The following is a 13,369-nucleotide window of genomic DNA, read 5'->3' as shown; positions in this document are numbered from 1 at the left end:
CCGCCCACCCTGAGTAAGGAAACCGCCAATGCTCGTTGCCAACCGACATCGCCTGACCACGGCCGTCCTCGCCGCGCTGTTCTCGACCGTCGTATCGCCCGCCTTCGCACAGGACACCGCGCAGACGCCTCCGGCCCCCGCCGCGGCACCCGCCGACCGCCAGGAAGCCGTGGACCTCGACAAGCTCGTGGTCACCGGCACGCGCGTGCAGGGCCGCTCGCCCACCGAATCGATGTCCCCGGTCGATGTCTTCCGGCCGGCGGACCTGGAGAAGCAGGCCTCGGCCGACTTCACCGACCAGCTGGCCAACATCGCGCCGTCCTTCAACACGCAGCGCTTCCCGATCGCCGACGGCACCGCGTTCGTGCGCCCGGCCAACCTGCGCAACCTGCCGCCGGACCAGACGCTGGTGCTGATCAACGGCAAGCGCCGGCATCGCTCGGCGCTGGTGAACCTGCAGGTCGAACCGTTCGGCACCGTGAACCAGGGCTCGCAGGCCGTCGACTACAGCCTGATTCCCTCCGCCGCGATCCAGCGCGTGGAAGTGCTGCGCGACGGCTCGTCCGCGCAGTACGGCTCCGACGCCATCGCCGGCGTGATCAACGTGCTGCTCAACGACTACTCCGACGGCGTCCGCATCGACGGCCAGTACGGTTCGACCTACGAGGGCGACGGCGACCGCTGGCGCACCTCGTTCAACGCCGGCGCCGAACTCGGCGATGGCGGCTTCTTCAACATGACGGTGGAGTATTTCGATTCCGACCACACCTCGCGCGGCGTCCCGCGTGCGGACGCGGCGGACGTCGGCGCGGCCGTCGGCACGAACCTGGTGCCGTTCGAAGGTTTGGGCCAGCGCTGGGGCGATCCGGACGGCGAAGGCCTGCGCTCGTTCTTCAACGCCGAATACCCGATCAACGAGAACGTCAGCCTCTACGGCTTCGGCAGCTACGCCGACACCGAGTACGAATCCAGCTTCTTCTACCGCACGCCTGTCGGCGTGCCCGGCGTGACGCCGCGCGGCACGCTGATGGTCGACAGCGACGGCAACGGCGTCGCCGATCCGGTCGAGCAGTCGCTGGTGAACGACATCGTCGCGCGCGGGCTCAATCCCGCCGACTACCTCACCGCCGATGCGTCGAGCCCGTCGGGCTGGATCGCGCTCAACCCGATCTACCCGCTGTTCCCGGGCGGCTACACGCCGACCTTCGGCGCGGAAATCACCGACTACGAAGGCGTGTTCGGTGCGAAGGGCGGAACCGCCGGGAGCCTGCGCTGGGACGTCAGCCTGCGCCAGGGCGAGAACCACATGATTTACAAGATGACCAGCTCGATCAATCCGAGCCTGGGCCGCCTGAGCCCGACCAGCTTCGAGCCGGGCGATCTTACCCAGCTCGAGCGCGGCGCCAACGCCGACTTCGTCTGGCCGTGGCAGAACGACGTGTTCGCCACGCCCGTCAACGTCGCCTTCGGCGCCGAGTGGCGCGAGGAGACCTACAAGATCCGGGCGGGCGACACCGCCTCGTGGGAGAACGGCCCGACCGGCGCGTTGTTCGGCGTGGGCTCGGACGGCTTCCAGGGCGACTCGCCGGAAGCGGCGGGCGATTTCAGCCAGTACAGCCGCGCCGCGTACCTCGACCTGGAAACCGACGTGGTCGAAGACTGGACCGTCGGCGTCGCGGGCCGCTACGAGGACACGTCGAACTTCGACAGCACCTTCGACTGGAAGGTCTCCACGCGCTTCGCCTTCACCGACGCCTTCGCCGTCCGTGCCACCGTCAACACCGGTTTCCGCACGCCGACGCCCGGCCAGCTCAACACGCTGGACGTGACCACCACGGCCGACTCGTCGGGCAACCTCGTGCCGCTGGGCACGTTCCCGGTGGCGAGCGAGGCGGCAATCGCGCTCGGCGCCACGCCGGTGACGGCGGAGGAATCGCTGTCGTACTCGGCCGGCTTCGTGTGGTCGCCCAACGACGTCTTCAGCCTCACGCTGGACTACTACAACATCGAGGTCGAAGACCGCATCGCATTGCAGACGATCAACGTCGCCGACGGCTCGCCGCAGCAGCAGGCGCTGATCGACGCCGGCGTGCCGGGCGCGGAACTGCTGCGCCAGGTGTCGTACTTCGTCAACGGCTTCGACAGCACGGTGCAGGGCGTCGACCTCGTCGCGGTCTATCGCGCCGACTTCGGCGGCTGGGGCACCGGCGTGTTCGACTTCCGCCACAGCTACAACAAGCAGGAAGTGGACTCGGTGGCGGTAATCCCGGGCACGACGACGCCGGTCATCGACGCCGAACGCGTGGCGGACCTGGAGAACCAGCTTCCGAACAACCGCAGCGTCATCACCTTCGACTGGCGCTCGCCGTGGAACGTGAACTTCACCGCCCGCGCGAACTACTACGACAGCTGGGAGGACTTCACCTTCGGCGAGCAGGGCGAGTTCGGCTCCGAATGGCTGTTCGACCTGTCGGCGACCTTCGCCTTCATGGACGACAAGCTGCACGTGACCGTCGGCGGCAACAACGTCTTCGACAACTACCCCGACCGCGAGACGAACACCACGCTGACGTTCCTGGGCGCGAAGTACCCGCTGTCCTCGCCCTTCGGCTTCAACGGCGGCGAGTGGTACGTGAAGGCGAGCTACCAGTTCTGATCGACCGGCCGCGCGGTGCGACCGTGTTCACGGTTGCCCGCGCGGTGCGGCGGCGGGGCGCAGGGGCGTGTGGAATCCTGTGATCGCCGCACGGTTCCTAACGGAAGCTTCACGTATCGTGGCGTCGCGATGCCGCTAAACGGCGACGCGAAACGCGGACTCCCGGTGCCAGGGGGCGAGGGAGCCGCGGTCAGAGGATCAGGAAACGCCGGGCGACTGGGGAGTCGGCCGGCGTTTTTCTTTGGGTGGCTCGGGACTCTCAGTCCGGAACGAACAGCATCAGGACCACCGTCATCCCGGGAAAGCCGGGACCCAGGCCCGTACCGCATGGGCACTCCAACCACGGCGAACCCAGTCTCCGCCGTCATTGCAGCGAAAGCTGGCGCCCACCGTGGCGATCTAAGGCTTCTTCCCCGTAGCCTCCGCGATCGCCCGGATCCGCGCCTTCTTCATCGCCTCGCCGACCTCCGGCCCGCTCAGGCCGCGCGCGACGTCCTCCGCGCGCACCGTCATCGCCGACGCCAGCGCGGCCTTCAGCGCTTCGCCCTGCGGATAGGGCACGTCCTGGAGGCCGGCGCGGCCGCGCTTGTCGGCTTCGCACACGATCGCCATCTGCGCGATGCGCGCCGGCTTGCGGAACCCGTCGCAGCGCGCGAACAGTTCGTACACCGTGCTCGCGCGCAGTTCGTCAAATCGGTGCACGTTGAGGTGTTCGCGGCACACCGCTTCGGCCAGCTGGCGATGTTCGGTCGGCACCTTCAACCGGCCGCAGAGCCCGCGCAATGGAGCAAGGCCGGCGTGCTCGTGGCCGAGGTGCTTGGGCAGCACGTGCGAAGGCGTCAGCGCCTTGCCGAGGTCGTGCGTCATCGCGGCGAAGCCGATCAGGTCGTCGCCGGGCGCCAAGCGCGCGGCCATGTCGCAGACCAGTTCGACGTGCACGCCGGTATCGACTTCAGGGTGGTACTCCGCGCGCTGCGGCACGCCGTACAGCGCATCCACTTCCGGCAGCACGACGGCGAGCGCCCCTGCGTCGTGCAGCGTCCGCAGGAACGCCGACGGCGTCTGGCACGCAAGCGCGCGCCGCGTTTCCTGCCACACGCGCTCGGCGGTGAGTTCGGCCAGTTCGCCGGACGCGGCCATCTCGCGCATCAGCGCCATGGTTTCCGGCGCGACGGTGAAACCGAGCGAAGCGAAGCGCGCCATGAACCGCGCCGCGCGCAGCACGCGCAGCGGATCCTCGGCGAAGGCAGGGCCGACATGACGCAACACGCGCGCCTCGATGTCGCGCGCGCCGCCGTAGGGGTCGACCAGCGCGCCGTCTTCGTCCTGCGCGATGGCGTTGATGGTGAAATCGCGACGCTGCAGGTCGTCTTCCAGCGTGACCGAGGGATCGGCATCCACCACGAACCCGCGATAGCCGCGGCCGCTCTTGCGCTCGGTGCGCGCGAGTGCGTGTTCCTCGCCGCTCTCGGGATCGAGGAACACCGGGAAGTCGCGCCCGACGGCGCGGAATCCCGCCGCTTCCATCGACGCCTGCGTCTCGCCGACGACGACCCAGTCGTTGTCGCCGTGCGGCAGGCCGAGCAGGCGGTCGCGCACGGCGCCGCCGACGAGGTATCGCTTCATCCAGCGCTGCCTGTCAGCGCGGCGCGTGCTGGGCGAGCAGGGCAAGGATCTCGCGCACGCCGCTGTCGCGGCCGAGCGTGCGGGAGATCGGCGCCGATTGCCCGGACAGCCAGATGCGCAGTTCGGAATCCATGTCGAAATGCCCGGCCGTTTCGACCGAGAACATCACCACGCTGCGATACGGGATGCTCAGGTACTGCACCTTGCTGCCGGTGACGCCCTGCTTGTCGACCAGGATCATGCGGCGGTCGGTGAACACGATCAGGTCGCGGATGAGCCCGAACGCGCGCTCCAGCGTTTCGCCGGGCGCGAGCAGCGGCGCGAATTCCTCGGCGATCTTCTCCACGGGCTTCTCGCCCGCATGGCCGAGCAGGGTGTCGATCAGGCCCATCTGCGTGTCTCCGGAACGGTGCAGGCGCGATGCTAGCGCACCGGCGCGATGCGCTCCGTGTTCGGGCGCTTCAGCAACCGGCGAGGATCTCCGCCAGCTTCGGTTCCACCGGCGTGGGCGTGAGGTTCAGGCGGCGCAGGCCGTCTTCCATGCTCACCGAGTCCAGCTGCAGCGAACGCCAGTTGTCGCGGCTGATCGGCTTGCCGGGCAGCCATTCGCCGACTTCGGCCTGCAGCTTGCCGAGCGACGTCGGAAGTCCGAGCACCACGCGATGCCGCCCGCGACCGCGCGCGGCGAGCTTCACGATCTGCTTCAGCGTCATCACGTCGGGGCCGACCAGGTCGTAGGACTGGCCGATGCTGCGCGGCTCCTCGAGCGCCCTGGCAAAGGCCTGGACGACGTCGCCCACCCAGACGGGCTGGAAGCGCGCATCGGCACGACCGATCGGCAGCACCGGCGCGAACTTCAGCAGCCCGTCGAAACGGCAGAACAGGCCATCGCCGGGGCCGGCGATCACCGACGGACGCAGCAGCGTCCAGTCGAGCCCGGATGCGCGAACGTGTTGTTCGGCACGGCCGCGCGCCTGCAGGTAGTGGCTTTCCCCGCGCCCCGCATTGAGCGCGCTCATCTGCAGCAGCCGGCGCACGCCCATGCGCTGCATCGCGTCGATCAACGCATCGGTGATGCCGACGAACACGCGTTCGAAGCCGTCGCCGCGATCGCCCTTCTCGTTGAGGATGCCGATGAGGTTCACCACCGCGTCGGCATCGTCGAGCACGGCGGCGAGGAAGTCCGCGTCGGCGACATCGCCTTCGATCAGGCTCGCGCCCTGCGGTTTGAGGCGGCGCTTGGCGGCGTCCACGCCGCGACTGAGCACGGTCACGCGGTCGCCGCCCTGCAACAGGCGCGCGACCAGATGCCGGCCGACGAAGCCGGTGCCGCCGAGGATCACCACGTGACGTTGTGTCATGGCGAAAGTCTAGGCGAGGCCGGACTTCAACGCTGTGATCGGGAACTGGATTGTGTCGCCGGTGCGGCCGGCGGTGCCGCGGCCGGCGTCGGGCACGTGAAGCGTGTGCGCGCACCATCGGTGCGGCCGATCAGGCGATTGCTGAGCCGCAGCGCATCGCCGTTGAGGCGCCAGTCGTACAGCACGCTGAAGGCCAGCACGCGCGCGACGTACTCGCGCGTTTCCTTGTAGCTGATGGTCTCGATCCAGAACGGCGGCTCCATGCCGGGCCGCTGCGACTGCCAGCGCGCGAGCGGCGCCGGGCCCGCGTTGTAGCCGGCGATGACCTGGTACGGCTGGCCGCCGTACTTGTCCATCAGCTGACCCAGGTAGGCCGTGCCCAGGATGATGTTGGTGTCCGGGTCGTACAGGCTCTCCGCGCCGCCCCAGGACAGGCCGATGCGGCTGGCGACGCCGGAGCCGGTACCGGGCAGGATCTGCATCAGCCCCATCGCGTTGGCCGACGAGCGCGCGCGCGGGTAGAAGATGCTCTCCGCGCGGATCTCCGCCGCGACCCATGCCGGATCGAGGTTGTTCTTCGCCGCCTCGCGCCGGATCGTCGCCTCATGGTGCAGCGGGAAGCGCAGGCCGTACAGGCGCGACTCGTCGGGATTCTTCCCGAGCGAGAACACCGCGCGATCGAACCAGCCGTTGCCCTGCGCGACCTCCACCGCGATGCGGCGCTGCTCGTCGTTGAAGCGCGACAGCGCGTCGTCCCATTCGCGCACGGCCCAGCCGATGCGGTCGAGCTGGAACAGGCCCATCGCCCGCACCATCGCCGGATCGCGCGCGATCGCCTGCTGCGCGGCGGAGGTGGTTTCCGGCAGCCACGGGCACAGCGCGTAGGGCAGATCGAGGCGGTCGGCGGCCAGGAAACCGTGGAAGTCGGGCTTGTTCGCGGCGTCGCGGAACAACCGCTCGGCCTCGGGCTTGCGGCCGGCGATCTCGTTCAAGCGCGCTTCGAAATACATCCAGCGCGAATCGCTGCGCTGCTTGGCACCCATCTTCTGGATCCCCGCCAGCGCCGCCGGCCAGTCCGAACGCGACAGCGCTTCGCGCACGCGCCACTCGTGGAGGCGTTCGTCGTACGCCGAGGCGGGCACGGCGTTGAGGCGACGCGCCGATTCCGGCTCGTACGACGCCACGGTCCACAGCGCGATCTGGTACAGCATGCGGCCGCGCTGCGCTTCGCTCAGGCCGAGCGCGTCGGCGTACTTCGGCAGGATCGCCTCGGCGCCCGCCGGCGAGGTCTTGCCGTACTTCGCCAGGCCCTGCGATGCGATCTCGCGGCTGCGCTCGGTTTTCGGCCAGTTGAGCGCGCGCTCGTGAGGCGTGTCGAGGAAGGCGGCGTAATCGTTGGCGAGCGTCGCCTGATCGGCGGGCAAACCGCGCGCCGCGGCGCGCATCACGCCGGGCTGCCATTCGGCGGCGGCGAGTTCGATGCGTTCCCAGCGCAGCTCCGGCGTGAGTCCGCCCTGCGCCGCGAGCGCCGTCATCGGCGCGTCGCAGGCATCGGGCAGCGACTTGCCGGTCCGCCAGATCGCCTGCGCATCGCGTGTCCATTGCGCGTCGGCGCGGCCGAGCGCCTGCCGCGCGTCGAGCTCGTTGCAGCGCAGCGCGGTGCTCTTGATCGACGGACTCCACGCGGCGAGCACGGACGACCAGTCCTGGCGTCGTGCGGCGGCGGTGATCCACGTCTCGCGGAAAGCGTCGGCGACCGCCTTTCCCTGGTTGCGCGACAGGAAGGCTTGCGCGACGGCGGGCGACAGGTTGTCGATATCGCGCCGCAGCGATGCGTACTCGATCCATCCGTACAGCGGATGCTGCGCGAGGTCGGAGAACTGCGCCGCGTCGATCGGGCCGGTTTCGGCGGCCTGCAACGCGGTGCGCACGCGATCGAGCTTCGGATCGGCGAGCGGCTTCGGCAACGGTGGGATGGACACGGCGCGCGCGGCCGCGGGCGTCTGCGCGCAGGCAGATGCCGCAAGGGCCACGCTGCACGCAGCGAGTACGATGATGAATGGGCGGGGGACCATTGGCGGGACTATAGCCCAGCATCGTGAAGCGGCCGTCTCCATGATCCGCACTGCGGTCAGGCGTCGTTTCGGGTATGACGCATCGTGTGTGACGGGACCTTCTGGCCGGACGCGCGTGATGTCTGCATCTGTCGCATCGCGTGCCGTGTCGATGCGCGGCGTCCCGCAGCGCAGGGTTTCAATCGGGAGCTTCCATGTTGTTGTCACTCTTCGTGTTCCTCGGGCTCGGCGCGATCGCCGGCATCCTCGCCGGACTGCTGGGCGTGGGCGGTGGGCTGGTACTGGTGGCGGCGCTTGCGTGGCTGCTGCCCGGCATGGGCGTGCCGAAGGAGGCCGCGATGCACGCCGCGCTGGCCAGTTCGCTGGCAAGCATCGTGCTGACGGCCGCCGCTTCGGCACGCGCGCACGCCCGGCGCGGCAGCGTGCTGTGGCCGACGGTGGCGTGGATGGTGCCGGGACTGCTCGTTGGCGGCTGGGTTGGAAGCGGCATCGCCGTGCACATCGACGACGACGTGCTGCGCTGGATCGTCGCGGGTTACTGCTTCCTCGCCGCGGCGCAGCTGATCTTCGGTGGTTCGCGCGAGGCGCGCGGCACGGAAGTGCCAGCACCGCGCGGCGTTCCGATGACCGCGGCCGGCGTGGGCATCGGCGCGCTGTCGGCGGTGGTCGGCATCGGCGGCGGGAGCATGACGGTGCCCTTGCTGGTATGGCGCGGCGTGATACCGGTGCGGGCCGTCGGCACCTCGTCCGCATGCGGCGTCGCGATCGGACTGGCGGCCGCCATCGGCTACGCGATGCACGCGCCGCCCGGCGCGCTGCCGCAGCATGCGGTCGGTTACGTCTACCTGCCCGCGGCGATCGGCGTGGCGGCCGCGTCGGTGTTCGCCGCGCCTTATGGCACGCGTCTGGCGCATTACCTGCGCGGCGATACGCTCAAGCGCGTGTTCGCCGGATTCCTCGTGCTCGTGGGCACCAGTCTGCTGTTCAGCGGCTGATGGCCGCATCACCCGATCGCGTCGCTGCGCGCATCACGGAGCGACGAGGCGATGCTGTCGAGTGTCGCGACGATCGCCGCGCGGCGCAGCGCCACGTCGCGCGGTGAGTCGTCCGGCGGGGCCATGTGCGCGCCGACCAGCACCAGCGCGCCTTCGATGCGGTGCAGGAGTTCGCGCTGCCGCGCGGGATCGCCCGCGTCGATGGCCTCGTCGAGTTCGGCCAGCTCACTGCGACTGATCGCGAGCAGTTCGCCGAGGACGCGCCGGTAGTCCGATTCGTCCTCGTACATCGTCCGCAGGCGATCCAGCCCCTCGGGTTCGCCCCCGACGAACAACGCGTGCGCCGCGCCCGGCGACAGCAGCAGCGAGGAAAGCTTGGCCGCGAGCGCATCCATCTGGATGGGCTTGCCGAGGAAATCGTCCATGCCGGCGTCGCGGCAACGCTGGATCTGTTCCGGAAGGACGCTCGCGGACAGCCCGACGATAGGCAGATGCGTGCCGCCGGTCTCCGACGCGCGTACGGCGCGCGTCAGCGCGTAACCGTCCATCACCGGCATGTGGCAGTCGGTGAGCAGCAGGTCGTAGTGCGCGCGCTGCAACTCCGCGAGCGCCTCCTCGCCATTCGTCGCCATCGCGAAGGCGTAGCCCAGGCTGTCGAGCTGCCGCCCGATCACCGCGCGATTGATCGGGTGGTCTTCGGCGACGAGGATGTGCGCGGTGTGCGTCACGCTCGCCAGCGTCGAGTCCGTGGCGCCTGCGTCCGGCACGGCCAGGCCCAAGGCTTCGTGGCATGCGCGAGCGAGTGCGCGCGTGGTCTGGGGATCGCCGGCCATTCGCACGCGGTCGTCGTCCGACGTGTTCGGGGTATCGTCGGACGTGACGAGAACCAGCGGGCGGTCCACAAGTGCGGCGGGGATGGCCATGGCGGCGTCGGCGAACAGCAGGTCCATGTCGCCCGCCTCGAATTCGACCAGGTCCGACGCTTCGGCTTCGATCAGGCTGAAGCCGAACGAGCTCAGGCCGTTGCCGATTTCCTGCGAGCGCAACTCGTCGGCGATGCACACCACCGCCGTGCGGCCCTCGAACTCTGGCCGCCCCTGCAGCGGCTGGACGACCGCCAGCGGCAGTTCAAGCACGGCACGCGTGCCGTCGCCCGGCTCGCTTTCCAGGTGCAGGCTGCCGCCCATCATTTCGGCGAGGCGGCGGCTGATCGACAGCCCCAGCCCGGTGCCGCCGTAACGGCGCGTGGTGGATTCCTCTGCCTGCGTGAACGGCTGGAAGAGTCGCGCGAGGTTCTCGCGCGCGATACCGATGCCGGTATCGACGACTTCGATGCGCAACTGCTGTCCGCGGTCGGATTCGGCGAGCAGCCGGACCTGCAACGCGACGTGGCCCTGCGCGGTGAACTTGAGCGCGTTGCTGAGCAGGTTCGCGATGATCTGGCGAATGCGCATCGCATCACCGCGGAAGCGCGTCGCCAATCGCCAGTCGACGATGGAATACAGACGCACGCCGCCTTCCTTCGCGCGTACGCCGAACAGGCCGGCGACGCTGTCGACGAGTTCGCGCAGGTCGAAGTCGGTGTCGCTGATGGCCAGCCGCCCGGATTCGATGCGCGAGTAGTCGAGGATGTCGTCGAGGATCTGCAGCAACGCGCGCGCCGAATCGCGCGCCATCATCGCCATGCCGGACTGCTCGTGGTCCAGTTGCGTGTGCGCGAGCAGTTCCATCAGGCCGAGCACGCCGGTCATGGGCGTGCGGATCTCGTGGCTCATCGCGGCCAGGAAAATGCTCTTCGCGGCGACGGCCGATTCCGCCTGCGCCTTGGCTTCGCCCAGCGCATGCGCCTGCGCGTGAAGTTCGGTCGTGTCGACCCAGTAGCCGCTCCATTCAACGGCGCCGTCGTCGAGGCGCCGCGGCGTGCCGCCTTCGGTTCGCAACCAGCGCCAGTCGTCGCCGATGCGGATGCGGACATCGAAGGCCGGGATGGGCCTGAGCGTGCGCACCGCGGTGTCGATCGCCTGCTCGACGCGCGGCTGGTCACCGGGATGAAGGCGCGCGAACACGAGCGACTCGCGATGCAGCACCTCGTCCGGCGGAAGCCCGAGCATGCCCGCCGTGTCGCCGGCGACATACGTGAAACGACGCTGTCCGTCGGGCGACACGCGAGCCTGGAACACCGTGCCCGGCATCGCCTGCGTGATGTCGTGCAGTTGCTGTTCGGACGCGCGTGCGCGGGCTTCGGCCTCGCGGATGTCGGTGACCTCCACGATCGTGCCGATCAGGCGTAGCGGACCGTCCTCCGCCGCGGCGAGCGGGTGGCGCCACACGATCAGGTGGCGGAGGCCGTCGCGGCCTGCCTGCGCGGGCACGGTGAGTTCGCGCCGCGTCCCCTGTCCGGTCGCCAGTACGTGCATGTCCTCGCCGGTGAGGACGTCGTCGTCGATGCCGCTGGCGTGTGCGCTCTGCCGCGCGGTACGCCCGACGAGCTGTTCCCGCGCGACGCCGAACATCGCCTCGTACGCGCGGTTCACCGTGATGTAGCGGCCCTCGCGATCCTTTACGAACACCGCGTAGGGAATGTTCTCCAGCAGCGCCTGCTGGAAGTGCAGCTGCGCGGCGAGCGCGGCTTCCGCGCGCGCCTGCAGGCGCGATGCGCGCCGCAGTCGCGCATACGCCAGGCCGATCGCCCCGAGCACGAGCAGCGCCGCGACCGTCGCCAGCAGCACCCAGCGCCACGGCAGGCCGTAGACGTAGTCGGTCGTGAGCCAGCGCGCGCGGATGGCCTGGCGCTGGTCTTCCGCCGTGCTGTCCAGCACGCGGTCGATAAGTGGGATCAGCGGTTCATACTGGCGCTGCACACCGAACGAGAGCTCCGTATCGAAACCGGCCGGCCCGACGACGCGCAACTCGCCGGCGTAGCGGTTGCGGATCAGCGCGTCGATGGCCGGCAGCGTGCCGATGTAGGCGTCGGCCCCGCCGTTGGCGACGAGCGCGAGGCCGGCTTCGTTGCCGCCGACGGTGCGCAGCTTCGTCTGCGGAAGCAGCGCGTGCAGCGACGCCAGCACGCCGGGTTCGTCGCGGACGGCGACCGTGAGGCCAGCCAGATCGGACGGACTCGCGATCGCCGGCCCATGCAGCCGCGCGACGATGACCTGCGGAAAGTCTTCGTACGAGCGGCTGAACACCATTTCGTCGCCGTCGATGTCGCCGGTGCTGCCCGCGGCGATGAGGTCGATCTCGTTCGCCAGCGCCATGCGCTGCAGGCTGTTCCAGTCCGCCGCGGGTACCAGTTCGACGCGCAGGCCCAGCTTGCGCTGGATCAGTTCCAGGTAGTTCGCCGCTATTCCGTCGAAGCCGCCTTCGCGCGCGAGAAAGCTGTAGGGGAAGCGATCGACCTCGTAGCCCACGCGCAGTACTGGCAGCGAGGCGATCCATTCCCGCTCCGCGCGCGTGAGGCCGACGGCGTGCGACGTTGCCAGCGAAGGCACGTCGCTCGCACCCCAGCGCAGGCGCATCTGTTCGACTTCGCGCTCGGGAATCGCCGCTTCGGCCTTGCGCAGGATGCTGGCGAGCTCGCTACGGTCACGACGCACCGCGGGCGCGAGTTCGAACGTCGGAAGATCCAGCGGCCCGAGGATCGCCACGTCGTCCGCGCGCCGCTGTCGCACCAGTGCGGTCGTGCGCGGCAAGGTGACGCCGAGGTACGCGTCGGCCTGTCCGCGCGCGAGCATGTCCAGCGCTTCGTGGCCGTCGGCGGCGTAGACGATCGTCGCGCGCGGATGGCGCTCGGCGAATACCTTGGCCGACAGCAGGAAGCGGCGTTCGATCGTGACGCGGGCCGAGTCCAGGTCGCGCGCACTGCGGATCTGCACGTCTCCCTTTCGCGCCACCAGCATGATCTGCTGCGACGACACGAACGGCCGCAGCATGTGGAAGCGCTCCATGCGCTGGCCGATCACCGGCTGCGCGAGCAGCACGTCGTACGGGGGCGCCTGCTTCGACTGGCCGACCGCGATGCCTTCCCAATCGGTGTACGGATGGAATTCGAGTTGCATGCCGGCGCGCGCGGCGAGCATGCGCATGTAATCGACGCCAAGGCCTTCCGGACGGCCGCCGCGCCACGCCTCGAACGGCACGAAATCGCCTGCGAACACGCCCACCTGTACGACCGGGTGCGCGCGTCGCCACGCCTGCTCGGACGGCGTGAGCGAAATGCGCGGCGCGGCAGTCGCCTGCGAGCGTCCCGGCACGGGCTGCGCATGCGCCCATGCGGACAGGAACAGGCTGATCAGGAGCAGACAAGGCCACGCGAGCCGGTGGCGATGCCAGGAGGTGCCCAGGCTCATGGGGGTCTCGTCGTGAAAGGTCGTGCTTCCACCGCAGACTAGGTGGCCCCCGGAAGGGCAACCATCAGACTGGTCTGAATCTGCCTGCTATGACGACGCAGCATGTCAAGGCTGCGTGAAGTGCTTCCGTTGGGCACGCCGGACGACCGAGATCGGGCTTTGCCTCGCAATGCTGCCAGCGCAGTAAGAAACAGTCGCTGGCGAGCCGCGCGCACGCACCTCTCCGGCAAGTGGAGCTGCCATCCAAAAACACCTGCGTGGCGCAGTGAAGCCGATCCAGCGTCTACGGGAACATCCAACTGCTGGT

General features: G+C 69.3%; 7 protein-coding genes. 2 read left to right on the top strand and 5 right to left on the bottom strand.

From position 1 onward, the window contains the following. The first annotated feature begins 28 nt into the window (after positions 1–28). Entirely contained in the window at positions 29–2,656 is a 2,628-nt protein-coding gene (locus GOY17_RS17610) for a TonB-dependent receptor plug domain-containing protein (protein ID WP_157031345.1), read from the top strand. A gap of 399 nt (positions 2,657–3,055) precedes the next feature. Here GOY17_RS17610 and GOY17_RS17605 read toward each other — a convergent pair whose 3' ends face one another. The 4 genes from GOY17_RS17605 to GOY17_RS17590 form a co-directional block, all read right to left on the bottom strand. Beyond that, positions 3,056–4,282, bottom strand: coding sequence for a multifunctional CCA addition/repair protein (locus GOY17_RS17605; protein ID WP_157031344.1), 1,227 nt, complete (start codon positions 4,280–4,282; stop codon positions 3,056–3,058). A gap of 13 nt (positions 4,283–4,295) precedes the next feature. Continuing rightward, positions 4,296–4,673, bottom strand: a complete 378-nt coding sequence (locus GOY17_RS17600; RefSeq protein ID WP_115842028.1) for a PH domain-containing protein — start codon at positions 4,671–4,673, stop codon at positions 4,296–4,298. Positions 4,674–4,743: 70 nt separating this feature from the next. Further along, the gene (locus tag GOY17_RS17595) at positions 4,744–5,643 is read right to left on the bottom strand and encodes a complex I NDUFA9 subunit family protein (RefSeq protein ID WP_157031343.1); all 900 of its coding nucleotides are present in this window, start codon (positions 5,641–5,643) and stop codon (positions 4,744–4,746) included. A 26-nt stretch (positions 5,644–5,669) separates the two neighbouring features. Further along, positions 5,670–7,718: a transglycosylase SLT domain-containing protein gene (locus GOY17_RS17590; RefSeq protein ID WP_157031342.1), complete on the bottom strand. Its 2,049-nt coding sequence runs from the start codon at positions 7,716–7,718 to the stop codon at positions 5,670–5,672. A gap of 194 nt (positions 7,719–7,912) precedes the next feature. Between GOY17_RS17590 and GOY17_RS17585 the strand changes: the two genes are divergently transcribed. Next, positions 7,913–8,713 (top strand): sulfite exporter TauE/SafE family protein, encoded by an 801-nt coding sequence (locus tag GOY17_RS17585; RefSeq protein WP_232338476.1) that lies wholly within the window; start codon positions 7,913–7,915, stop codon positions 8,711–8,713. 8 nt (positions 8,714–8,721) lie between these two features. On the opposite strand, the gene GOY17_RS17580 is transcribed toward GOY17_RS17585, so the two are convergent. Next, positions 8,722–13,062, bottom strand: a complete 4,341-nt coding sequence (locus GOY17_RS17580; RefSeq protein WP_157031341.1) for an ATP-binding protein — start codon at positions 13,060–13,062, stop codon at positions 8,722–8,724. Positions 13,063–13,369 lie beyond the last annotated feature (307 nt).

This window comes from Lysobacter soli (genome assembly GCF_009755585.1).
GTDB classification, from domain to species: domain Bacteria; phylum Pseudomonadota; class Gammaproteobacteria; order Xanthomonadales; family Xanthomonadaceae; genus Lysobacter_J; species Lysobacter_J soli.
The sequence above is the reverse complement of the archived record's forward strand: the minus strand, read 5'-3'. Positions and strand labels throughout refer to the sequence as shown.

What these genes read in the sequence shown, in the direction of transcription:
- GOY17_RS17605 (WP_157031344.1), bottom strand. Translation starts at nt 4,282, where the DNA reads ATGAAGCGATACCTCGTCGGCGGCGCCGTGCGCGACCGCCTGCTCGGC.
- GOY17_RS17590 (WP_157031342.1), bottom strand. Translation starts at nt 7,718, where the DNA reads ATGGTCCCCCGCCCATTCATCATCGTACTCGCTGCGTGCAGCGTGGCC.
- GOY17_RS17600 (WP_115842028.1), bottom strand. Translation starts at nt 4,673, where the DNA reads ATGGGCCTGATCGACACCCTGCTCGGCCATGCGGGCGAGAAGCCCGTG.
- GOY17_RS17580 (WP_157031341.1), bottom strand. Translation starts at nt 13,062, where the DNA reads ATGAGCCTGGGCACCTCCTGGCATCGCCACCGGCTCGCGTGGCCTTGT.
- GOY17_RS17595 (WP_157031343.1), bottom strand. Translation starts at nt 5,643, where the DNA reads ATGACACAACGTCACGTGGTGATCCTCGGCGGCACCGGCTTCGTCGGC.
- GOY17_RS17585 (WP_232338476.1), top strand. Translation starts at nt 7,913, where the DNA reads ATGTTGTTGTCACTCTTCGTGTTCCTCGGGCTCGGCGCGATCGCCGGC.
- GOY17_RS17610 (WP_157031345.1), top strand. Translation starts at nt 29, where the DNA reads ATGCTCGTTGCCAACCGACATCGCCTGACCACGGCCGTCCTCGCCGCG.